General features: G+C 74.9%; 25 protein-coding genes. 15 read left to right on the top strand and 10 right to left on the bottom strand.

Translation table 11 applies throughout. The features are described from left to right. Positions 1–143 precede the first annotated feature (143 nt). Positions 144–791 (top strand): response regulator, encoded by a 648-nt coding sequence (locus Q5530_RS25560; protein ID WP_415365292.1) that lies wholly within the window; start codon positions 144–146, stop codon positions 789–791. Between the two features lie 51 nt (positions 792–842). On the opposite strand, the gene Q5530_RS25565 is transcribed toward Q5530_RS25560, so the two are convergent. The 4 genes from Q5530_RS25565 to bluB form a co-directional block, all read right to left on the bottom strand. After that, complete coding sequence (locus tag Q5530_RS25565) at positions 843–1,853, bottom strand: alpha/beta fold hydrolase (protein WP_415365293.1); 1,011 nt, start codon at positions 1,851–1,853, stop codon at positions 843–845. 71 nt (positions 1,854–1,924) lie between these two features. Further along, positions 1,925–2,503 (bottom strand): TetR/AcrR family transcriptional regulator, encoded by a 579-nt coding sequence (locus Q5530_RS25570; protein WP_415365295.1) that lies wholly within the window; start codon positions 2,501–2,503, stop codon positions 1,925–1,927. Between the two features lie 54 nt (positions 2,504–2,557). After that, entirely contained in the window at positions 2,558–4,063 is a 1,506-nt protein-coding gene (locus tag Q5530_RS25575) for a diguanylate cyclase (RefSeq protein WP_415365296.1), read from the bottom strand. 75 nt (positions 4,064–4,138) lie between these two features. Next, on the bottom strand, positions 4,139–4,771 hold the full coding sequence (gene bluB, locus Q5530_RS25580; RefSeq protein ID WP_415365297.1) for a 5,6-dimethylbenzimidazole synthase: 633 nt from the start codon (positions 4,769–4,771) through the stop codon (positions 4,139–4,141). Positions 4,772–4,856: 85 nt separating this feature from the next. On the opposite strand from bluB, the gene Q5530_RS25585 reads away from it, so the two are divergent. After that, positions 4,857–5,159, top strand: a complete 303-nt coding sequence (locus Q5530_RS25585) for a hypothetical protein (RefSeq protein WP_380637342.1) — start codon at positions 4,857–4,859, stop codon at positions 5,157–5,159. Between the two features lie 4 nt (positions 5,160–5,163). Here the strand turns inward: Q5530_RS25585 and Q5530_RS25590 are convergent, their stop codons facing one another. Continuing rightward, on the bottom strand, positions 5,164–5,817 hold the full coding sequence (locus tag Q5530_RS25590; protein WP_415365298.1) for a histidine phosphatase family protein: 654 nt from the start codon (positions 5,815–5,817) through the stop codon (positions 5,164–5,166). Positions 5,818–5,892: 75 nt separating this feature from the next. On the opposite strand from Q5530_RS25590, the gene Q5530_RS25595 reads away from it, so the two are divergent. The 8 genes from Q5530_RS25595 (at position 5,893) to galT (ending at position 14,639) form a co-directional block, all read left to right on the top strand. Beyond that, positions 5,893–6,717, top strand: a complete 825-nt coding sequence (locus tag Q5530_RS25595; RefSeq protein ID WP_380637344.1) for a 3-hydroxyacyl-CoA dehydrogenase family protein — start codon at positions 5,893–5,895, stop codon at positions 6,715–6,717. Between the two features lie 10 nt (positions 6,718–6,727). After that, positions 6,728–7,855 (top strand): enhanced intracellular survival protein Eis, encoded by a 1,128-nt coding sequence (eis, locus tag Q5530_RS25600; protein WP_415365299.1) that lies wholly within the window; start codon positions 6,728–6,730, stop codon positions 7,853–7,855. Between the two features lie 11 nt (positions 7,856–7,866). Next, the gene (locus Q5530_RS25605) at positions 7,867–8,478 is read left to right on the top strand and encodes a trimeric intracellular cation channel family protein (protein WP_415365300.1); all 612 of its coding nucleotides are present in this window, start codon (positions 7,867–7,869) and stop codon (positions 8,476–8,478) included. Between the two features lie 51 nt (positions 8,479–8,529). After that, a complete protein-coding gene (locus Q5530_RS25610) occupies positions 8,530–9,225 on the top strand; it encodes a response regulator transcription factor (protein ID WP_415365302.1) in 696 nt (231 codons plus the stop codon). Next, the gene (locus Q5530_RS25615) at positions 9,222–10,646 is read left to right on the top strand and encodes a sensor histidine kinase (RefSeq protein WP_415365303.1); all 1,425 of its coding nucleotides are present in this window, start codon (positions 9,222–9,224) and stop codon (positions 10,644–10,646) included. The genes Q5530_RS25610 and Q5530_RS25615 overlap by 4 nt, the downstream gene beginning before the upstream one ends. A 123-nt stretch (positions 10,647–10,769) precedes the next feature. Beyond that, on the top strand, positions 10,770–12,764 hold the full coding sequence (locus tag Q5530_RS25620; protein WP_415365304.1) for a beta-galactosidase: 1,995 nt from the start codon (positions 10,770–10,772) through the stop codon (positions 12,762–12,764). A gap of 1 nt (position 12,765) precedes the next feature. After that, entirely contained in the window at positions 12,766–13,563 is a 798-nt protein-coding gene (locus Q5530_RS25625) for a DeoR/GlpR family DNA-binding transcription regulator (protein WP_380637350.1), read from the top strand. Further along, a complete protein-coding gene (gene galT, locus Q5530_RS25630; RefSeq protein ID WP_380637351.1) occupies positions 13,560–14,639 on the top strand; it encodes a galactose-1-phosphate uridylyltransferase in 1,080 nt (359 codons plus the stop codon). Before Q5530_RS25625 ends, galT begins: the two co-directional genes overlap by 4 nt. Here galT and Q5530_RS25635 read toward each other — a convergent pair. Continuing rightward, positions 14,628–15,224: a proteophosphoglycan 5 gene (locus Q5530_RS25635; protein WP_415365305.1), complete on the bottom strand. Its 597-nt coding sequence runs from the start codon at positions 15,222–15,224 to the stop codon at positions 14,628–14,630. The two genes, galT and Q5530_RS25635, sit on opposite strands and share 12 nt — an antisense overlap. 355 nt (positions 15,225–15,579) lie before the next feature. Between Q5530_RS25635 and Q5530_RS25640 the strand changes: the two genes are divergently transcribed. Further along, positions 15,580–17,151, top strand: a complete 1,572-nt coding sequence (locus Q5530_RS25640) for a S1C family serine protease (RefSeq protein WP_415365306.1) — start codon at positions 15,580–15,582, stop codon at positions 17,149–17,151. A 73-nt stretch (positions 17,152–17,224) separates the two neighbouring features. Here the strand turns inward: Q5530_RS25640 and Q5530_RS25645 are convergent, their stop codons facing one another. Continuing rightward, on the bottom strand, positions 17,225–17,446 hold the full coding sequence (locus tag Q5530_RS25645) for a hypothetical protein (RefSeq protein ID WP_415365307.1): 222 nt from the start codon (positions 17,444–17,446) through the stop codon (positions 17,225–17,227). 14 nt (positions 17,447–17,460) lie between these two features. Here Q5530_RS25645 and Q5530_RS25650 point away from each other — a divergent pair, with 14 nt between their 5' ends. Genes Q5530_RS25650 through Q5530_RS25665 form a run of 4 tightly spaced genes read left to right on the top strand, consistent with a single transcriptional unit; the run spans position 17,461 to position 19,917 of the window. Continuing rightward, complete coding sequence (locus Q5530_RS25650) at positions 17,461–18,156, top strand: response regulator transcription factor (protein ID WP_415365308.1); 696 nt, start codon at positions 17,461–17,463, stop codon at positions 18,154–18,156. After that, on the top strand, positions 18,156–19,175 hold the full coding sequence (locus Q5530_RS25655; RefSeq protein ID WP_415365309.1) for a sensor histidine kinase: 1,020 nt from the start codon (positions 18,156–18,158) through the stop codon (positions 19,173–19,175). The genes Q5530_RS25650 and Q5530_RS25655 overlap by 1 nt, the downstream gene beginning before the upstream one ends. A gap of 53 nt (positions 19,176–19,228) precedes the next feature. Beyond that, entirely contained in the window at positions 19,229–19,729 is a 501-nt protein-coding gene (locus tag Q5530_RS25660; protein ID WP_344033797.1) for a molybdenum cofactor biosynthesis protein B, read from the top strand. Next, positions 19,726–19,917 (top strand): hypothetical protein, encoded by a 192-nt coding sequence (locus Q5530_RS25665; protein ID WP_380637356.1) that lies wholly within the window; start codon positions 19,726–19,728, stop codon positions 19,915–19,917. The genes Q5530_RS25660 and Q5530_RS25665 overlap by 4 nt, the downstream gene beginning before the upstream one ends. Positions 19,918–19,921: 4 nt before the next feature. Here the strand turns inward: Q5530_RS25665 and Q5530_RS25670 are convergent, their stop codons facing one another. The 3 genes from Q5530_RS25670 to Q5530_RS25680 form a co-directional block, all read right to left on the bottom strand. Beyond that, complete coding sequence (locus Q5530_RS25670) at positions 19,922–20,155, bottom strand: hypothetical protein (RefSeq protein ID WP_415365310.1); 234 nt, start codon at positions 20,153–20,155, stop codon at positions 19,922–19,924. A 366-nt stretch (positions 20,156–20,521) separates the two neighbouring features. Next, on the bottom strand, positions 20,522–20,956 hold the full coding sequence (mscL, locus tag Q5530_RS25675) for a large conductance mechanosensitive channel protein MscL (protein WP_415365311.1): 435 nt from the start codon (positions 20,954–20,956) through the stop codon (positions 20,522–20,524). A gap of 107 nt (positions 20,957–21,063) precedes the next feature. After that, complete coding sequence (locus tag Q5530_RS25680; protein WP_380637358.1) at positions 21,064–21,573, bottom strand: SAF domain-containing protein; 510 nt, start codon at positions 21,571–21,573, stop codon at positions 21,064–21,066. Positions 21,574–21,623 lie beyond the last annotated feature (50 nt).

Raw genomic sequence — 21,623 nt, forward strand, 5'->3', positions numbered from 1 at the left:
GACCTCGCTTTCCGCCTGGCAACTGTCAACGGGCGGTGACCGTGTGGTTCCGTGGTGAGATAACGGTGAATTAACGTCAGCTTGCGTGTTCGTGCGCGATGCTGGGCGGGTACGAACACGAAACGCCAACGCGGGGAGGCGTCGTGATCAAGGTGATGCTGGCCGACGACGAAGACCTCGTCCGGTCCGGCCTTCGCATGATCCTCAGCAGCGCCGGCGACATCGAGGTCGTGGCCGAGTGCGACGACGGGCACCTGGTGGCCGACCTGGCGCGCCAGCACCGCCCGCACGTCGTGCTGCTGGACATCCGGATGCGCTCCTCCGACGGGTTGATGGCGCTGCGCAAGCTGCGCACCATCCCGGACCCGCCGCGGATCGCCATGCTGACCACGTTCGACGTGGACGAGTACGTGTCCGAGGCCCTGCGCCTGGGCGCCTCGGGCTTCCTGCTCAAGGACACCGAACCGGAGCAGCTGGTCCGGGCGGTGCGCGACCTCGCCCTGGGCGGGGCCGTGCTCGACCCGGGCGTGGCGGCCAGGGTGCTGGCCGCGGTCGCGGACGGCGAGCGGGCCGCGGAACCCGCCCGCCGGCTGCTGGCCTCGCTGTCCGAGCGGGAGCGCGAGGTGCTGGTCCTCATCGGGCAGGGCATGTCCAACGCCGAGATCGGCGGCACGCTGCACCTGTCCGAGGCGACCGTGAAGGGGTACGTCTCCTCGGTGCTGGGCAAGATCGGCGCGGTCAACCGCGTGCAGGCGGCGCTGGTCGCCTTCCGCGGCGGCTTGATCGCCTAGGTCCCGGGCGACGCCCGGCCGGGTCGACGACCCCCGGCCGGGCGCCCGCCGTCACCGGCCGAAGAACGCCAGCAGCTCGCGGGTCACGACCTCCGGCCGCTCCTCGGCCAAGTAGTGCCCGCTGCCCCGGACGACCACGAGCTCCGGGTCCACGACGTGGCGGCGCAGCGGTTCCGCCAGGTACTCCGGCGCGTCCTCGTTCGCCAGCCCGAGCACCGGCAGCGCCAGCCGCGGGTAGCCCCGGTGGTCCTCGACGTCCTGGCCGAAGGTCTGGTACCAGCCGTTGGCCGCCCGGACGTGGTCGGGGGAGGAGTACGCGGCCGCGTAGATCGCCCGGTCCCGGTCGGTGATGGCGCCCTGGTCCTTCAGCAGCATCGCGCAGAGGTGGTCGACCAGCAGCCGGTACCGGCCGGCGAGCAGCTGCTCGGGCAGCGCCCGGACCTGGTTGAAGGCGAACCACCACAGGAAGAGGGGCTGTCCGGGGCGGGGCACCAGGGTGAGGTCGTACATGCTCTCGTCCGGGTGGGCCACGTCGAGCAGGGCGAGCCCGCGGACCGCCCCGGGGTGGTTGGCCGCGAGGCTGTGGCCGACCATCGCGCCGATGTCGTGGCCGGCGACGTCGACCCGGCCGAGCCCCAGTTCCCGCACCAGCTCCAGCACGTCGCGGGCCATGGTCCTCTTGTCGTAGCCGCCCGCCGGGGTGGCCGACCCGCCCATGCCGCGGAGGTCCACCGCGACCACGCGGTGCCGCCGGGCCAGCGGCGGCATGATCTTGCGGAACTGCCACCACGTCTGCGGCCAGCCGCCCAGCAGCACCAGCGGCGGCCCCTCGCCGCCCGTGACGTAGTGCAGGCGCGTGCCGTTGACCTCCGCGTGGGCGCTGCGGAAGCCGAGGGAGCGGGCCAGCGCCGCGTCCGAGGGCGTGCCGGCGGTGTCCGCCAAGGCGGTGTCGGTCAAGGAGATGTCGGCTGAAGAGGTGTCGGCCAAGGCGGTGGCGCTCGGGCCGGTCGCGGCCAGGGCGGCGGTCGCGAGGCCGGAGGTCAGCAGTGCTCGTCGGTCCACGATGGCATCCATTCTTGACTGATCGTTCTATTATCAGGGCGGCACGAACGCCGAAGAGGGCGCGGCGAGCGCTAGTCGAGCAGCGACAGCGCGTGGTCCACGGCGTCGCGCAGGCGGCGCGGGTCCGGGCGCTTGGCGATCACGCGCAGGCCCTGCACCAGGGTGACCAGGAACCGGGCCAGCGAGTGCGGGTCCCGGTCCGCGCCCAGCTCGCCCTGGTCGCGGGCCCGGACCAGGGCGCCGGCGATCGCCGACTCCAGTCCGTTGAGGCCGGTGTCCACGCGCCGGCCCGCGGCCTCGTCGTGCGGCAGGCACTCCACGGCGGTGTTGGTGACGAAGCAGCCCCGGCGGTCCGGGTCGGTCAGCGCGTCCTCGGCGAACGAGCGGATCAGCGCCCGCACCGCGGGCAGCGCGGGACCCGCGGGCGACAGCAGGTAGGCCGAGCGCCCGACGGTCTCCTCGCAGTACCGGTCCAGCGCCCGCAGGTACAGCTCGTGCTTGGTGCCGAAGGTGGCGTAGAGGCTGGCCCGGCCGATCCCCAGGTGGTCCACCAGGTCCTGGACCGAGGTCGCCTCGTACCCCTTGCGCCAGAACAGGTCCAGCGCCGCCCGCAGCGCCGCGTCCGGGTCGAACTCCTTCGTCCTGGCCATGCCGCCACGCTAGCCATAATGGAACGGTCGGTCAACAAAACCGACTCCGCCGGCTCAGTTCCCGCTCACGAGCCCCGAGACCAGCGGCTCCACCTCGACGCGGTTGCGGCCGTGGCGCTTCGCGCGGTAGAGCGCCATGTCCGCGGCCGCGAACAGCTGGTCCAGTCCGGCCGGGCCGGCGGCCACGCCGACGCTCACCGTGGGCCGCCGCACCGGGCCGAGCACCACGGTCCAGTCGTGGTCGTCGACCGCCGCGCGGATGCGCTCGGCCACCGCCGGCCCCACGTCCCGGGTGCCGCCCGCGTCGCCGAGCAGCACCACGAACTCGTCGCCCGCCCACCGCGCCACCAGGTCGTCGGCCCGGCACTCGCGGCGCAGCAGCTGGGCGATCTCGCGCAGCGTCGCGTCACCCGCCGCGTGGCCCGCGTCGTCGTTCACGCCCTTGAACCGGTCCACGTCCACCAGCACCAGCCACGGCACGCGGCCCTTCGCGGCCGTGCCCTCCAGCAGGGCGGGCGCCGAGCGCTCCAGGCCCAGCCGGTTCGCCAGGCCCGTCAGCGGGTCCCGGGCCGCGGCCTCCTGCGCGGCGACCGCCAGCCGCTGGGCCTGCACCGCCACCCGCCGCTGCTCCAGCGCCTGCGCCAAGCCCTCCTGGAGCGTCTCGGTGGCGGTCCGGCCGGCCGCGACCGAGCAGCGCAGCGCCGCCGCCTCGCCCACGTGGTCGTTCATCCGCGCGCAGATGTCGGCCAGGTCCAGGGAGAACCGCAGCAGCAGCGACGGGTCGTTGATCGCCTCGGACGCGGCCACCGCCCGGCTGGCCAGGGTGCGGGCCCGCACCAGCTGGTCCTGCTCGCGGCACACCACCGCCAGCACCCAGTTGGCCACCGCCAGCGCCCACTTGTCGTCGGCCTCGCGCGCCTGCCGCAGCGTCTCCCGGGCGTGCTCCTCGGCCTGCTCCAGCTCGCCGACGCCCGCCAGCGACCGGCTGTACGCGCCCAGCAGCGCGCGGCGCATCTGCTCGTCCTTCGCCAGCTCCAGGCCCTCGCCGAGGTAGCCGCGGGCCTCCTCGAAGATCGCCGGGGCCAGGTCGGGCGGCGAGGAGATGGCGCGGAAGTTCAGCGTGCCGCCCAGCGCCTGGAGGCAGTAGGCGAGCACCTCGGTGGCCGACCCGGACGCCCGCGCCGCCCGCCGGGCCACCTGGACCGACAGCCGGAGCATGTCCACGGCGGCCCGCCGGTTGCCGATGCCCTCCAGCAGGTAGCCCAGCGCGTGCATGGCCTGCGCGGCGGCCGGCTTGTCGCTCGGCTCGCCCTCCAGGTCGGTCCAGCCCTCGGCGGCCAGCTCCAGGGCCAGCGGGATGCGGCCGAGCCGCCAGGCGAGCTTGGCCCGGTTGACCAGGACCGCGGAGCGCTCCCAGCGGTCAGCCCCGGCCGGGACGTGGTTCACCACCCGGTCGAACAGGGTGTTCGCCTCCGCCAGCCGACCGGCGTTCAGCAACTCCCTGACCTCGTGGTCCGGTTGCGACGCCTGCTCCGAGGCCGGTGGCTCTCGCTGCTCCACTCGTGCTGACACCCCATTCCGACTCGGCGGGACGGGTACGCGGAGCCCGCCCGCCGCCGGCACGGCTACCACAGGCTACCGGCCCGGACGCCGGGTGTACCTCTCCTCGTGCAGGACTTCTTCCAGCGGCATCCGGTTGCGCCAACCGTGCCGCTCCAGGTCGGGGGTGTCCGGCAGCGCCGCGACCGGTCCGAGGCACAGCCAGGCCACCGGCCGCAGCGGCGCCGGGACGTCCAGCAGCCGGCGCAGCACGTCCTCGCGGTAGAAGCTCACCCAGCCCACGCCCAGCCCCTCGGCGGTCGCGGCCAGCCACAGGTTCTGGATGGCCAGGCACACCGAGTACAGGCCCGCGTCGGCGATGGCGTGCCTGCCCAGGACCGCCGGCGACCCCCGCTCCGGGTCGTAGGTGACGACGACGCCGAGGGTGGACTCCAGGACGCCCTCGACCTTGATCCGGTCGAACAGCTCCGCGCGCTCCCCGTCCAGCCCGGCGGCGAAGACGCTGCGCTCGGCCTGGACGTGGTCGCGGAAGGCGCGCCGGGTGCGCTCGTCGCGCACCACGATGAAGTCCCACGGCTGGGACAGGCCCACGCTGGGTGCGGCGTGCGCGGCGCTGAGCACCCGGCGCAGCACCTCCGGCGGGATCGGGGCGCCGGTGAACTCACCCCGGGTGTCCCTCCGGCGGTGCAGGACGTCGTAGAACCTCATTCGGACGATCGTGCCTCACGCGATCCGGTGAACTCCTCGTCGACGGGGGTGGTGTGCGTCTCAGCCGGGCGTTGAATGCCCGGTCATGATGGGCACAGCGCACGGGTCCGCGCTCGGGTTCGCCGGCGGGGTCGTGGTGACCGCGGTGGTGGGCCGCTGGCCGGCGCCCGCCCTGGCCCTGCTGGTCGTGGTGGTGCTCGTCGTCTCCTGGTGGACCACCCCGGCGGGCTCGCTGCTGGCGGCGGCGCAGTGCTGGGGCCTCTACGCCGGCTTCGTCGTGGGCGACGAGGGCCACCTGGCGCCCGACTGGCACGCCCTGCTCGTGCTCGCGGTGGCGGGCACCGCCTCGCTCGGCGGCCTGGCGCGGTCCGGGCCGGAGGAGCTGTGACGGGCTAGCCGAGCGGTCCCTGGACCTCGCCGTCCGGGGAGTCGCGCCACTGCTCGAACGGCCGGTCCAGCCGCCAGCCGCCGCCGTCGTCCGTCAGCACCCGGTCCTCGCACGTGTCGAGGTTGGACAACGACTCGAACAGCTCGATGCTCCAGCCGAACAGCCGCCGGCACAGCAGGCGGATGGTCAGGCCGTGCGAGACCACCAGCGCGTCGGCCGGGTGGCCGGGCTCGCGCATCCGCGCCTCCAGGTCGACGAGGAACGCGGCCAGCCGGTCGTCCACGTCCGCGCCCGACTCGCCGTTGGGCAGCCGGAAGAAGAAGTGGCCGAACGCGTGCCGCTGCTGCTTGAGCACCTCCTGCTGGACCGGGTCCTGGAGGTTGCCCCAGTCCTGCTCGCGCAGCCGGGGCTCGGCGGTGGTCCGCTCGGCCAGCGCGCCCAGGTCCAGGTGCCGCAGGGTGTTGCGGGTGCGCGTGTAGGGGCTCACGTAGACCGCGACCCGGTTCCCGCCCAGCAGTCCCCTGACCCGCGAGCCGGCCGCGCGGGCCTGCCGCTCGCCGGTCTCGGTCAACGGGAGGGCGTGGTCGGGGATGCGGCAGTACGCCAGCTCGTCGACGTTGCCCAGGCTCTGGCCGTGGCGCAGCAGGATGATCCTCACGGGACCATGGTGCCCGGCCCCGGTGTTACAGTTCGCCGGAAAACCAGCCCTCGGGTGTTACATGGAGGCGGTCCGATGATCTCCGTGGTGATCGGTGGCGGCACGATGGGCGCCGGGATCGCGCACCTCCTGCTCGCCGGCGGCCACGAGGTGGTGCTGGTCGAGTCCGGGGCGGACCGGGTCCCCGCCGCCCGGCGGGCCGTGGCGGCGTCGCTGGGCAAGGCCGCCGACCGGGGCAGGCTCGACGCCGACCCGGAGGAGCTGCTCGCGCGGCTGGTGGTCGCGGAGCGGCTGGAGCCGGTGGCCGCGGCGCTGGTGGTCGAGGCGGTGCCCGAGGACGTGGAGCTCAAGCGGCGCGTGCTGGCCGCCGCCGCAAGCGCTTGCCCCGACGCCGTGCTGGCCTCCAACACCTCGTCGCTCTCGATCTCCGCGCTGGCCTCGGGCCTGCCCGGCGAGCGGGTGCTCGGGATGCACTTCTTCAACCCCGTGCCCGTCCAGCAGCTGGTCGAGCTGGTCCACCACGACGGCGTGTCGCCCGAGGTCGTGGCCAGGGCCCGCGCCTGGGCCGAGCAGCTGGGCAAGACCGTGATCGAGGTGCGGGACGCGCCCGGGTTCGCCACCTCGCGGCTCGGGGTCGCCGTCGGGGTGGAGGCGATCCGGATGCTGGAGGAGGGCGTGGCGAGCGCCGAGGACATCGACACCGGGATGCGCCTGGGCTACGGCTGGCCGATGGGACCGCTGCGGCTGACCGACCTCGTCGGCCTGGACGTCCGGCTCGCCATCGCCGAGCACCTGGCCGCCGAGCTGGGCCCCCGGTTCGCGCCGCCCGCGCTGCTGCGGGAGAAGGTCGCCGCCGGCCACCTCGGGCGCAAGACCGGCCGCGGCTTCTTCACCTGGTAGGCGGGGACCCGTGCCGATCCGCGAGCTGACCCCCGACGACCTGGAGCCGCTGGGCCGGCTGCACCGGGTCGCGTTCGGCCGGTCCGACCCGGTCGAGGCGCGCCCCGGCACGCGGGGGCTGGCCGCCGAGCTGGACGGGCGGCTCGCGGGCGCGCTCGCGATCTCGGACTTCCACCAGTTCTGGGGCGGCTCGACCGTGCCCACGGGCGGGATCGGCGGGGTGGCGGTCGACCCGTGGGCTCGGGGGCGCGGCGTGGCGAGCGCGCTGCTGGACGCCGCCCTGCGCGACATGCGCGACCGCGGGCAGGCGCTGTCGGTGCTGTACGCCACCGTGCCCGCGCTGTACCGGTCGCGCGGGTGGGAGCGGTCCGGGGTGTTCGAGCGCCTGGACTTCCCGCTGGACCGGATACCCGCGGGCGCCCGCGCGGACGCCCGCCCGGCCGTCGAGGGCGACCTCGCGGCCCTGCACGCCTGCTACTGCGACCTCGCGTCCACGGTCAACGGGATGCTCGACCGCGCCGCGCCCGCCTTCCGGGCGGCGGACGTGCTGGAGCGCGCCGTGGTGTCGGTGGTGCCCGGCCACGACGGCGAGGTCCGCGGCTACCTGACCGCCGAGCGCGACGCCGAGGGGCTGCGGGTGCACGACCTGGTCGCCCGGGACGCGGCGACCCAGCTCGGGCTGCTGGCCCAGCTGCGCAGCTGGGCCGGGGTGCTGGAGCGGGTGGCGGTGCGGGTCACCGACCCCGCGACCACCGGGCTGCTGACCGACCAGGCGATCCGGTTCACCACGACCGCGTCCGCCTGGCTGCTGCGGGTGGTGGACCTGCCGGCGGCCGTGGCGGCGCGCGGCTGGCCCGCCGCCGAGGGGCTGACCACGACCGTGGACCTGGAGGTCGTCGACGGGCACGCGCCGTGGCACGCGGGCCGGCGGCGGCTCGTGGTCGAGGACGGCCGGGTGCGGGTGGAGGCGGGCGGCGGCGGCGACGTGCGGCTGCACGCCCGCGCGCTGGGGCCCTGGTTCAGCGGGATGCAGAACAGCCACGCGCTGCGGCGCGCGGGCCTGCTGGACGGTGACGGCCGGGTGCTCGATCGGCTGGTCGGCGCACCGGGTGTCCCCCGCCTGGCGGATTTCTTCTAACCTGACCACCCGTGCTGCTCGCCGCGCTGGAGCTGGTCGGGATCGCCGCGTTCGCCGCCTCCGGGGCCGTCGCGGCGGTGCGCGCCCGGCTGGACGTGTTCGGCGTGGTCGTGCTGGCCCTGACCACGGCGCTGGGCGGCGGCACGATCCGGGACGTCCTGCTCGGCGTGCACCCGCCGGCCGCCCTGGTGAACTGGCCCTACCTGGCCGTTGCCGGGGGCACCGGGCTGGTCGTGTTCTGGGCTCACCCGACCGTGGCCAGGCTCCGGCGGGCCGTGCTGCTGCTCGACGCGGTCGGCCTGGGCCTGTTCGTCACCGGGGGCACCGCCACCGCGCTCGCGCTGGGCGCCCCGCCGTACGCGGCGTGCCTGGTCGGCATGACCACCGGCATCGGCGGCGGCGCGCTGCGGGACCTGCTGCTGCGCGAGATCCCGCTGGTCCTGCGGCGCGAGATCTACGCGGTGGCGGCCCTGGCGGGCGCGGTCGTCGTCGTGGTCGGCCACCAGCTCGGGCTGCCGGCGGCGCTGGTGAGCCCGGTCGGGTCGGCCCTCATCGTCGGCCTGCGGCTGCTCGCCCTGTGGCGCGACTGGAACGCCCCGGTGCCCGGAAAACTTGACGGGTAGCTCACACGGGCTTCTCAGGCGGCTCTCAGGACCACCGGCAAAACTGATCCCATGCGCATCCTCGTTGTCGACGACGACCGGGCCGTGCGGGAGTCGCTCCGGCGCTCGCTGCAGTTCAACGGCTACCAGGTCGACCTGGCCGGCGACGGCCAGCAGGCCCTGGAGTCCGTCGTCAACCAGCGCCCCGACGCCATGGTGCTGGACGTGATGATGCCCCGCCTGGACGGCCTGGAGGTGTGCCGCCGGCTGCGCAGCACCGGCGACGACCTGCCGATCCTCGTGCTCACCGCCCGCGACGCCGTGTCCGACCGGGTGTCCGGGTTGGACGCGGGCGCGGACGACTACCTGCCCAAGCCGTTCGCGCTGGAGGAGCTGCTGGCCCGGCTGCGGGCGCTGCTGCGGCGCGCCACGCCGGACGACCCCAGGGACGGGTCGGCGGGCGCGGTGCTGCGGTTCGCGGACCTGGAGCTGGACCCCGGGACGCGCGACGTGCGGCGCGGGGAGCGGCCGATCAGCCTGACCAGGACCGAGTTCGCGCTGCTGGAGCTGTTCCTGGCGCACCCCAAGCAGGTGCTCACGCGCGGCCGCATCCTGGAGGACGTCTGGGGCTACGACTTCCCGACCTCGGGCAACGCCCTGGAGGTCTACGTGGGCTACCTGCGCCGCAAGACCGAGGCCGAGGGCGAGACCCGGCTGCTGCACACCGTGCGCGGCGTGGGCTACGTGCTGCGGGAGACCCCTCCGTGATCGACGCCGCCAACGGGCGGTTGCAGCGGGTCTCGCTGCGCGCCCGGGTCACCCTGCTCGCCGCGTTCTGCGTGGCGGGCGCGGTGGCCGTCGTCTCGCTGGGCGCCTACATGACCGTGAGCCGGAACCTGCACGACCAGCTGGAGTCCAACCTCCGGCAGCGGGCGCAGGCGGCGGTCACCGCGCCCAAGGTCAACAACGACGTGACGGAGATCCCCGGCGCCTTCCTGGCGGCGGGGGACATCCGCATCGGCGTGCTGGACACCTCCGGCCAGATCTACTACCCGAAGGGCACCAGCCCGCCGCCCACGCAGCCCGCCGACCTGGACGTGGCGCGCGGGGTGGCGCTGGAGAACTCCTGGGTCGACACCCGGTCGGGGTTCCAGGTGCTGACCCTGCCCTACGGCGACGGGCAGGCGATGCTGATCGCCCAGTCCACCAAGCCGCTCAACACCACGCTGGGCAAGCTGGCCGTGGTGCTGTTCGTGATCAGCGGCCTGGGCGTGCTGGTCGCGGCGGTGGCGGGCACGGCGGTGGCGCGCACGGGGCTGCGGCCGGTGCAGCGGCTGACCGAGGCCACCGAGCGGGTCGCGCTGACCGGCGACCTGCGGCCGATCCCGGTCTCCGGCGACGACGAGCTGGCGCTGCTGTCGCAGCGGTTCAACGCGATGCTCGGCGCGGTGGCCGAGTCGCAGGAGCGGCAGCGCAGGCTGGTCGCGGACGCGGGGCACGAGCTGCGCACGCCGCTGACGTCCATGCGCACGAACCTGGAGCTGCTGCTGGCCTCGGAGCGGCCCGGCTCGCCGACGCTGGCCGACGAGGACAAGGCCGAGATCCACGCCGACGTGCGAGCCCAGCTCGACGAGCTGACCACGCTGATCGGCGACCTGGTGGAGCTGGCCCGCGAGGACGCGCCGCAGGTCGTGCACGAGCCGGTGGACCTGGTCGAGGTGGTGGAGCGGGCGCTGGACCGGGCCCGGCGCCGCGCGTCGGACGTGCGGTTCGTCGTCGACGTGCAGCCGTGGTCCCTGCTGGGCGACTCCTCGGCGCTGGAGCGGGCGGTGCTGAACCTGCTGGACAACGCGGTGAAGTTCAGCCCGGCGCGGGGCGTGGTGCGGCTGGGGCTGCGGCAGCTCGGCGACGGCAGCGCGGTGGTCGAGGTGGCGGACTCCGGTCCGGGCATCGCGGACGACGACCTGCCGCACGTGTTCGAGCGCTTCTACCGCTCGGACGAGGCGCGCACGCTGCCCGGCTCCGGGCTGGGGCTGGCGATCGTCAAGCAGGTCGCGGAGCGCCACGGCGGCGCCGCGTACGTGGGGCGGGCCCCGGAGGGCGGCGCGCTGTTCGCGCTGCGGCTGCCCGGCCGGCCGGCGCCGCTGGCGCACCCGGTCAACCACTCGTCGGGTGACGCAAGCCGGTAGACCGAACACACAGTAAACAAGACTCACCAGGGTGTGGTGATCGTCGGAAAAATCGCTGGTTCCGACGAGTGCTCTTGTTGGACTGTGTTGACGTTTGCGCTCTGGATCGAGCACCCTGGCGGCATGACGACGTGGCCCACCGGTGTGCGCGGCCTGGCCTGGGGCGCCGACCACAACCCCGAGCAGTGGCCCGAGTCCGTGTGGGCGGAGGACGTCGAGCTGATGCGGCGGGCCGGGGTGAACCTGGTCAGCGTGGGCATCTTCTCCTGGGCCCTGATCGAGGTCGAGGAGGGCCGCTACGAGTTCGGCTGGCTGGACCGGGCGCTCGACCGGCTGCACGAGGGCGGCGTCCGGGTCGACCTGGCCACCGCGACCGCCTCGCCGCCGCCCTGGCTGACCACCGCGTACCCGGAGGTCCTGCCCGAGACCGCCGAGGGCGTGCGGCTCTCCCACGGCTCCCGGCAGTCCTACTGCCCCTCCTCGGGCGTCTACCGGGAGAAGGCCGTCGCGCTGGCCCGCGCCCTGGCCGAGCGGTACCGGGAGCACCCGGCGCTCGCCGCCTGGCACGTGGGCAACGAGTACGGCTGCCACGTGTCGCGGTGCTTCTGCGACCGGTGCGCGGTGGCGTTCCGCGCGTGGCTGCGGGCCCGGTACGGCGACCTGGAGCCGCTGAACGAGGCGTGGGGCACCGCGTTCTGGAGCCAGCGCTACAGCTCGTGGGAGCAGGTCCTGCCGCCGCGCGCCACGCCGTCCCTCGGCAACCCCGGCCAGCTGCTGGACTTCGACCGGTTCTCCTCCGACGCCCTGCTGGAGCTGTTCACGGCCGAGCGGGACGTGCTGCGCGAGGTCACCCCCGCCGTGCCGGTGACCACGAACTTCATGGTGACCTGGACGTTCGGCGCGCTGGACTACTGGCGGTGGGCCGCCGAGGTCGACTTCGTGTCCAACGACCACTACACCCGCGCCGAGGACCCGGAGCGGCACGTCGAGCTGGCGTTCTCCGCGGACCTGGTGCGCGGCCTGGCCGGCGGGCGGCCGTGGCTGCTCATGGAGCACTCGACCTCGGCGGTGAACTGGCAGCGGCGCAACCTCGCCAAGGGGCCGGGCGAGCTGCGGCGCAACTCGTTCCAGCACGTCGCCCGCGGCGCGGACGGCACGCTGTTCTTCCAGTGGCGGCAGTCGCGGGCGGGCGCGGAGCGCTACCACTCGGCGATGGTCCCGCACGCGGGCCCGGACACCCGGGTGTTCCGCGAGGTGGAGCGGGTGGGCGCGGAGTACGCGCGGCTGGCCGAGCTGGTCGGCTCGACCGTCGAGGCGTCGGTGGCGCTGGTCTACGACTGGCAGTCGCGGTGGGCGCTGGGGCAGCCCGCGCACCCCACGGCCGACTTCTCCTACCAGGACCACGCCCTGGCGCTGTACCGCGCGCTGTGGCGGGCCGGGGTGACGGTCGACTTCGTGCCGCCCGGCGCGGACCTGTCCGGCTACGCCGCGGCCGTGCTGCCCGCGCTGTACCTGGTGGACGACGCCACCCCCTACGAGCGCTACGTCGAGGACGGCGGCCGGCTGCTGGTGACCTACCTGTCCGGCGTCACCGACGGCCGCGGCCACGTCCACCTCGGCGGCTACCCCGGCGCGTTCCGGGAGCTGCTGGGCGTGCGGACCGAGGAGTTCCACCCGCTGGGCGAGGGCGCGGCCGTGGCGCTGGACGACGGCTCGACCGCGCGCGTGTGGACCGAGGACCTGCGGACCGAGGGCGCGCGGGTGCTGGCCTCCTACGCGGACGGGCCGCTGGCCGGCGTGCCCGCGGTGACCCGCAACGACCGGGGCGACGGCGCCGCCTGGTACCTCGCGTGCGGCCTGACCGGCGACGGGCTGGACCGGCTGGTCCGCGGGGTGTTGGAGCACGCGGGCGTGCCGCGCGGGCCCGAGGGCGTCGAGGTCGTCCGCCGTCGGGGGGAGCGGGCGGGCGCGCCCGTATCGTGGCTGGTCGCGGTGAACCACGGGGGCGGCGACGCGGAGCTGCCCGCGGCGGGCGTCGAACTGCTGTCCGGTGAGCGGGTGACCGGGCGCGTGGTGGTGCCCGCCGGGGGCGTGGTCGTGGTCAGGGGAGAGGTGTGAGGTGCTGGCGCGGCAGAGGCAAGCGGTGATCCTGGAAGAGGTCCGCCGGACGGGCGCGGTGCGGGTGAGCGACTTGGTGGTGCGGCTCGGCGTCTCGGACATGACGGTGCGCCGCGACCTGGACGTGCTGGCCGCCCGCGGCCTGGTGGAGAAGGTCTACGGCGGGGCCACCTCCGTGGTCGGCCGCAGCACCGACGAGCCCGGTTTCGAGGCCAAGTCCGTGCGCTCGCTGCCGGAGAAGGAGGCCATCGCCGCGTTCGCCGCGGGCCTGGTGCGCCCCGGCACCGCGATCGGCCTGTCCGCCGGCACCACCACGTGGACGCTGGCCCGGTTCCTGGACGACATCCCGGACCTGACCGTGGTGACCAACTCGATCCGGGTCGCCGACGTGCTCCAGCAGAGCGGGCGCACCGACCGGACCGTGGTGCTCACCGGCGGGGTGCGCACGCCGTCGGACGCCCTGGTCGGGCCGGTGGCCGTGCAGGCGCTGCGGTCGCTGCACCTGGACGTGGTGTTCCTGGGGGTGCACGGCATGGCCGAGCGCTCCGGCTTCACCACGCCCAACCTCAACGAGAGCGAGACCGACCGCGCGCTGGTCGACGCGGCGGGCCGGGTGGTGGTCGTGGCCGACCACACCAAGTGGGGCACCGTCGGCATCTCCACCATCGCCGCGCTGGACGAGGCGGACGTGCTGGTGACCGACGGGGGTTTGCCCGAGCAGGCCCGGGTGGTGCTGGGGGAGCAGGTCGGTGAACTGGTCCTGGCGCGGGTGCCGGGGCGGGGAGAGGAACTGGCGTGAGGCGCACGACGGGCAGGCTCGCGGACGGCCGGGAGATCATCTACTTCGACGACACCCCGGACGCGCCGGCGCGCGACGCGGTGGACACCCGGGACCTGCCGCGCGCGCAGCCCCTCTCGGAGGTGCGGCGCGACCCGCTGACCGACGAGTGGGTGGCGATGGCGGCGCACCGGCAGACGCGCACGTACAAGCCGCCGGCCGACCTGTGCCCGCTGTGCCCGTCCACCCCGGGCAAGCCGACCGAGATCCCCGAGCCGTCCTACGACGTGGCGGTGTTCGAGAACCGGTTCCCGTCCTTCGCGGAGAGCGTGCCGGACCTGCCCGCCGCGGTGGACGGGATGCCGATGGTGGCGCGGGCCGCCGGTCGCGGCCGGTGCGAGGTGGTCTGCTTCACCTCCGACCACAACAGCTCGTTCGGGCGGCTGCCGGTGTCGCGGGTGCGCACCGTGGTGGACGTGTGGGCGGACCGCACCTCCGCGCTGGGCGCGCTGCCGGGCGTCGAGCAGGTCTTCCCGTTCGAGAACCGGGGCGAGGAGATCGGCGTGACCCTGCACCACCCGCACGGGCAGGTGTACGGCTACCCGTTCGTGACGCCCCGGACCGAGCGGGTGCTGTCCGCGTCGCGGCGGTACCGGGAAGCCCACGGCCGACCCCTGGTGGGCGACGTGCTGGCGGCCGAGCGGGCGGCGGGCACGCGCGTGGTCGCGGAGGGGGAGCACTGGACGGCGTTCGTGCCCGCCGCGGCGCGCTGGCCGGTCGAGGTGCACCTGGTGCCGCACCGGCAGGTGCCCGACCTGCCCGCGCTGACCGACGCCGAGCGGGACGACTTCGCCGCGCTGTACCTGACCGTGCTGCACCGGCTGGACGCCCTGTACGACCGGCCCCTGCCCTACATCGCGGCGTGGCACCAGGCGCCCGTGCGGACCGGGCGCGACCTGGCGTGGCTGCGCCTGGAGGTGTTCTCGGTGCTGCGCACCGCGGACAAGCTCAAGTACCTGGCCGGTTCGGAGTCCGGCATGGGCGTGTGGATCAACGACGCGACGCCCGAGCAGATCGCGGAGCGGCTACGCGCCTAGGAACGCCCGCGCGGCGGCCGCGCCCGCCCGCGCGTCGAGCCCGGGACCGACGACGGCGGCCACCAGCTCCCCGGTGACGTCGGCGTCGGCCGCGATCAGCGCGTCGACCGCGGCCGTCGTGGCGTGCCCGCCGGTGTACTCGTCGATGAGCCCGCGGCAGCGGGCCTCGTCGGCGAACGGCGGGTTCACCGAGTCGAAGCCGTCGTCGGCGTCGTAGTCGGCGCGCAGCCAGCCGTCCCGGAAGCCGTAGGCGAACCCGACCCACAGCCCGTCGGCCTCGGCCGCGCGCACGGGGGCCGCCCACCAGTCGGGCGCGCCGGCCAGGAGGTCGGTCTCCGGTTCCCCGAAGTACTCGGCGGCCCGGCCGTGGTAGGTCTCGGAGTACTCGTGGTCGTGCCCGAGCAGCACGGCCCGGTCCGCGTCGACGTGGACCAGGTCCGCCCAGTTGCCGCCGCCGTCGTCGTAGTGCCACCGCGGGCCGGCGGCGTGGCAGTTGTCGCCCCAGCCGCGAGCGGCGCAGACGGCGGCGAACGCGGCCCACCGCGCCCGCATCCACCGGGGTTCGGGCAGCTGGACCTCGCGCATGGGCCCATGGTCCCAGCAGGTGGTCGTCACGGTGCGTGAACCCCCGAGGGGTCCGCCCGAGGACTTCACAACTGATGCCCAGTTTCGTTTAAGGCTCCTCTCAGGCGGAAACCGCAGAGTTGTGGACATGACCGAGAGCGAGCAGCCGCGCGATCCCCAGCAGTCGAGCCCCTGGGCCCGTGGCGGCGCCGAGCGAGGTCATGAGGACTCCGGTCACCGGCAGCAGGGTGCTGGTCGGCCGGACCCCGACGGACCGGTGGCAGGGACCGGTCGGTCGGACACCGGGCCGGCGGGCGCTGTGCAGGGCAGCGCCGGCCGCCCGGGTGGATTCGGATCCGACGAGCCCGGTCCCGGTGTGGCGGGCGCCGCACAGGGCGGCTCGGGTCAGACCACGTTCGGTTCGGCCGGTGGCGTGCAGGGCGACGCCGGTCAGACCCTGTTCGGTTCGGCCGGTGGCGTGCAGGGCGGCACCGGTCAGACCACCTCGGGTCCGGTCGGCGGCGTGCAGGGCGACGCCGACCGGGCCGCGTTCGGTTCGGCCGGGGTCGTGCAGGGCGACCCCGGCCGGACCGCCTTCGACTCGACGGGTGCCGCGCAGGGCGGCACCGGTCAGACGGGGACCGGCTCGTTCGGCGCCGTGCAGGGCGGCGCCGGACTGCCGGGCGCCGGGGCGGGAGCCTGGCAGGGAGGCTTCCACCCCGGTCACCCCGGTTCGCAGACCCACCCCGGTTCACAGACCCACGCCGCGGACCACGGCGCGTCGTCGCCCACCCCCTCGGGCGCGATGCCGCCGTTCGGACCCGGCTCGCCCGGCCCCTACTACGCGCCACCCGGATCGCTCGGACCCGCCCCCGCCCCGCGCCGGGGCCGGGGGAAGGTGGTCGCGGGGATCGCCGCGCTCGTGCTCGCCGTGGGCGGCGTGGCGGGCGGGGTCGGCGGCTACGTCGGCTACGAGGCGGCCGACCGGTCCGGGCCGGTGGTCAACGCGCTCAACCAGGTGCCACCCGCCCAGCAGACCGGCAGCTCGCCCGACGGCTCCATCGAGCAGGTGGCGGCCAGGGTGCTGCCCACCGTGGTGCAGGTGCAGGTCCAGGGCGGCGCGGGCTCCGGCTTCGTGCTCAGCTCCGACGGCCTGGTGCTGACCAACAACCACGTGGTCGAGTCCGCCGCGAACGGCGGCGCGATCCAGGTGCAGCTCCAGGACGGCCGCGCGTTCGACGCCCGCGTCGTCGGCCGCGACCCGACGTCCGACCTGGCCGTGGTCAAGGCCGAGGACGTCTCCGACCTGCCGACCGCCGAACTGGGCAACTCCGGCGACCTGCGGATCGGCCAGCAGGTGGTGGCCGTCGGCTCGCCGTTCGACCTCAACGGCACGGTGACCAGCGGCATCGTCAGCTCGCTGAACCGCCCGGTGAGCGCCGGCAGCGAGCGCGGCGGCCAGGCGACCGTGCTCAACGCCATCCAGACCGACGCCGCGATCAACCCCGGCAACTCGGGCGGCCCGCTGGTGGACATGCGGGGCCGGGTCGTCGGCATCAACTCCGCCATCTACAGCCCGAACACCGGCCAGTCGCAGGCCGGCTCGGTCGGCATCGGCTTCGCCATCCCGATCGACCAGGCCCGCCGCACCGCCAAGGAGCTGGCGGAGACCGGCAAGGCCACCCAGACCGTGCTGGGCGTGCAGGTGACCGACGCGCCCCGCGGTGGCGCGCAGGTCAGCGAGGTCACCTCGGGCAGCGCCGCCGCGTCGGCCGGCATCCGGGACGGCGACGTGATCACCCGGTTCGGCGACCGGCCCATCGACAGCTCCGACGCCCTGGTGGCGGCCGTCCGGTCCCGCGCGCCCGGCGACAAGGTGCAGCTCACCACCGGTGACGGCCGCACCGTGGAGGTCACCCTCGGCGGCCAGCCCGTCGAGGTGCGCTGACCGACACCCCCCCAAAGACCCCGGCTCACGTGCCCCGAGCCGGTACCGAGGCCGCATACCGGCAGGCCGCCCCTCACCTGCCGGCGTGCGGCCTCCTGTCCGCGACCGCGACCGCGACGGCGACGGCGACGGCGATCCGGCCGGCCGACGTGTCCGGGCCGGGTAAGGCCGAGGTCGAGCGGATCCGGCTGTCGTCCACCATGTGGTCGGTGGTGCCGGCGCCCGCCCGGCGACGACCGCGGCCCACGGCGCGAGCGGTGATCGCTTCCGCGGTCGACCACCTCCTGTCGACCAACTGGTGAGGCTCTGGTGGAAGAAGCAGTCGGACGGGTGCTCGTCGTGGACGACGACGTGACGGTGCGCGACGTCGTGCGCCGGTACCTGGAGCTGGCCGGGCACGAGGTCGACCTGGTCGGTGACGGCGAGGGCGCGCTGCGCCGGTTCGCCGAGCGGGAGCCGGACCTGGTGGTGCTGGACCTGATGCTGCCCGGCGTGGACGGCTTGGAGGTGTGCCGGCGGCTGCGGGCGCGCAGCGCGGTGCCGGTGGTGATGCTCACCGCGCGCGGCGAGGAGGAGGACCGCATCGCCGGGCTGCGGCTGGGCGCCGACGACTACGTGACCAAGCCGTTCAGCCCGCGCGAGCTGGCCCTGCGCGTGACCTCGGTGCTGCGGCGGTCGCGGGTGGCGCCGGCGCGGTCGTCGTCGGTGCTCGTCGACGGCGGGCTGCGGGTCGACGTGGGCGCGCGGTCGGCCGGGCTGGACGGCCGCGAGTTGGCGCTGACCACCCGCGAGTTCGACCTGCTGGTGTTCTTCATGACCCACCGCGGCACCGCGTTCGGCCGCGCCGAGCTGCTGTCGCGGGTGTGGGGCTGGGAGTTCGGCGACCAGTCCACGGTGACCGTCCACGTGCGGCGGCTGCGGGAGAAGGTGGAGGCGGACCCGGCGCGTCCCGGGCGCATCCTGACCGTGTGGGGCGTCGGCTACCGGTACGGCGGCGGTGCGTGATGCTGGTCGAGGTCTGGCACGTCCTCCCGTACGCGGTGCTGTTCTCGCTGCCGCCGGCGCTGCTGGGCGCGGTCCTGCTGCGGCGGTTGTCGCACGGGTCGCTGGCCACCGCGCTGACCGTGCTGGGGCTCGTACCGGTGGTGTCGACCATCGGCGGTGTGCTGGCGGTCAGCGGGTTCATGTTCACGCCGATGCTGACGACCACCCTGCTGGTGTGCCTGCTGGTCGCGGTGGTGACGGTGCCGACGGCGGTGCTGCTGGGGCGCGCGCTGGCGCGGCGCAGCGTGTGGGAGCGGGAGGCGCGGGCCCGGGAGCGCGCCGCGGAGGCGTCGCGGCGCGAGCTGGTCGCGTGGATCAGCCACGACCTGCGCACGCCGCTGGCCGGCATCCGGGCGATGGCCGAGGCCCTGGCGGACGGCGTGGTGGCGCGCCCGGAGGAGGTGGCCGACTACGCGGACCGGATTTCGGGGGAGGCGTCGGCGCTGTCCGGGATGGTCGACGACCTGTTCGAGCTGTCGCGCATCACCGCGGGCGCGCTGCGGCTGACGCTGTCCGAGGTGCCGCTGGCGGACGTGGTGAGCGAGGTGGTGGCGGCGGAGGGGCCGGTGGCCTCGCGCAAGGGCGTGGTGCTCAAGGCGGACGCGGCGACCTGGCCCGTGGTGCTCGGCAGCGACCCCGAGCTGGCCCGGGTGGTGCGCAACCTGCTGTCCAACGCGATCCGGCACACGCCGCCGGACGGGACGGTGGCCGTGCGCGTCGACGTGGACGGCTCGTCGGCGCTGCTGCGCGTGGACGACTCGTGCGGCGGCATCCCGGAGGCCGACCTGCCCCGGGTGTTCGAGGTGGCCTTCCGGGGGGCGCCGCACCGGCAGCCGGTGGGTGGCGGGTTGGGGCTGGCGATCGCTCGCGGGCTGGTGGAGGCGCACCGGGGGACGATCGCCGCCCGCAACCACGGGCCGGGCTGCCGGTTCGAGGTGCGCCTGCCGCTGAGCGCGTCGGACCGGTCGCGCGCCGCTTGACGGCCGGAAGGGCACGGAACCACCGGATCGGGGCACCGGATACGGTGATCCGCATGGAACGCAGCGCGCAGCGCCTCGGACGCGCCCTGGTCGTGATCGTGGACGACCGGGTGGCGCACGGTGAGCACGACGACAGCACGGGGCCGCTGGTCACGGAGCTGCTGGAAGAAGCAGGGTTCATCGTCGACGGCACCGTCGCGGTGGAGGGCGAGGTGGCGGGCATCCGCGCCGCGCTCAACACCGCGGTCATCGGTGGCGTCGACCTCGTGGTCACCGTCGGCGGCACCGGTGTGTCGCCCCGGGACATGACACCGGACGCCACGCAGGGCGTGCTCGACCGGCCGATCAACGGCATCGCCGAGGCGCTGCGGGCCTCGGGCCTGGCGGCGGGCGCGGTGGACGCGGGGATCTCCCGCGGCCTGGTCGGCGTGTCGGGCAGCACCCTCGTGGTGAACCTGGCCGGTTCGCGGGCGGCGGTGCGCGACGGCATGGCGACGTTGTCGGCGCTCGTGCCGTACGTGATCGACCAGCTGTCCGGCCTGGACGAGGCGTGACCGGACCGGACGACACCGCCGCCCCCTCCGCGCCGGCAGCCGCTGCCGACGCGGAGGAGGCGGCACGTCGCCGGCGCCTGGCGGAGGTCTTCGGCGACGTGCTGCCGGAGTCGTCGTCGGACGAGCCGCGCCCCGCGGCGCGGGGGGACGAGTGGTACGAGGAGAACCGCCCGCCCCACCACGGCTGACCCGCTACTCGACCATCAGCCGCCAGCGGGCCGGCTTGCCGTTGACGTGGACGTCCGCGGTGCAGCCCTGGCGGATGAACCACCCCGAACGGGCGTAGTTGAGCTGCGCCACGCGGCACCGGTCCAGGTCCGAGAAGTAGAGGACGCGGGGCGCCGCGGTGGCGGCCGGCGCGGTGACGACGGTCAGACCGGCCGCGACAGCCAGCGCGGCGGCCGCGGAACGGACGGCGGTGAGCACGGGACCTCCGATGGGTTCAGGGTGGTGACCGCCCGATGCTAGGCACGCCCGGCCGCCGGCCGCGTCGGTCGGACAACCCCTTCCCGCGCCCACCGCCGGACCGGGTTCGCGGCACGACCCGGCCTGCGGTGCCGAGCCTGCGGTGCCCCTGCCTCGGTGCCCCTGCCTCGGTGCCACCTGGGCTCGCGGCACCCGGGCTCGCGGCACCCGTCCGGGGCAATCAGGCCCGTGGTGCCCGGCCTGCGACACCGGACCTGCGACACCGGACCTGCGACACCGGACCTGCGACACCGGACCTGCGACACCGGACCTGCGACACCAGGGGCCGCGCCGAACCGGGCTCACCAGCCCGGTGCGCCGCGTCGGTCAGCTCTCGTTGAACGGTCCTTTCCTCGGCACGCTCGGCCCGGACCCACCCTGCTGCGCCACCAACAGGTCCCGGATCTCCTTCAGCAGCTCGACATCGGTCGGCTCGTGCGGCCCGGCTTCCTCGCCGCGCTTGCGCCGTTCCCGGACCGTGTTCACCGGCAGCACGAAGATGAAGTAGACGACCGCCGCGACGATCAGGAAGTTGATCATCGCGGTGATGACCGAGCCGAAATCCATCACCGTCTTCTCGTTGTCGCCGAGCTGGACCGCCAGCCCGTTCACGTTCGCGCCGCCGAAGGACGCCACGATCGGGTTGATCAGTTTTTCCGTGAACGACTTCACGATGTCGTTGAACGCGGTGCCGATGACCACGGCCACGGCCAGGTCGATGACGTTCCCGCGCATGAGGAAGTCCTTGAAGCCCTTGATCACGAGCCGGCTCCTTGTTCGCATGAGTCGATGGGGCGAGCGGAGGGTAACGACCCCACGACCTACCCCGAGGGGGTGCCGGGTACGCGTCCGGACTCCTCGGCGCGGGATCAGCGCAGGATCAGCGTGACCGGCCCCGCCAGCGACTCGGCGGCCACCCGCCGGGCCGCCGCGCGCGCCGCCGACACCACGACCACCTCCTCGTCGCGCACCGCGACCACCGAGGCGTCCGCCGCCAGCACCTGAGCCCCGGCGCCGACCACCTCCACCCGGCTGCCCGGCCGCAGCAACCCGGCCACACCGCCGTCGGCCAGCCGCACCGCCACGGCCGACACCCCGGGGTCGACCGGCGCCAACCGCGCGTCGGTCAGCGGTTCGCCCGCCCGCGCGGCGCCCACCAGCCCGCGCCCCACGGCCGCGGCCCGCGACACGGCCCCGGACGGCGCCAGGGGCGGTGGCATGGCGACCTCGCGGATGTCGGCCTCGGTGAGGGGCACGTCCGGCGGCAGGTCGCGCGCCGCCACGAGCACGTCGACCAGCGGGCCGTCCGGCAGCACGGCCAGGACGGCGGCCACCAGCGCCAGCAGCAGGGCCAGGAACCTTCTCAGGTGGAGGATCACGGCTTCGACGCTAGGGGGGTGGCGGGGGGTGGAAAAGGGCGAACCCCCGA

Source organism: Saccharothrix sp. BKS2, from assembly GCF_047689505.1.
Taxonomy (GTDB): domain Bacteria; phylum Actinomycetota; class Actinomycetes; order Mycobacteriales; family Pseudonocardiaceae; genus Actinosynnema; species Actinosynnema lopnurensis.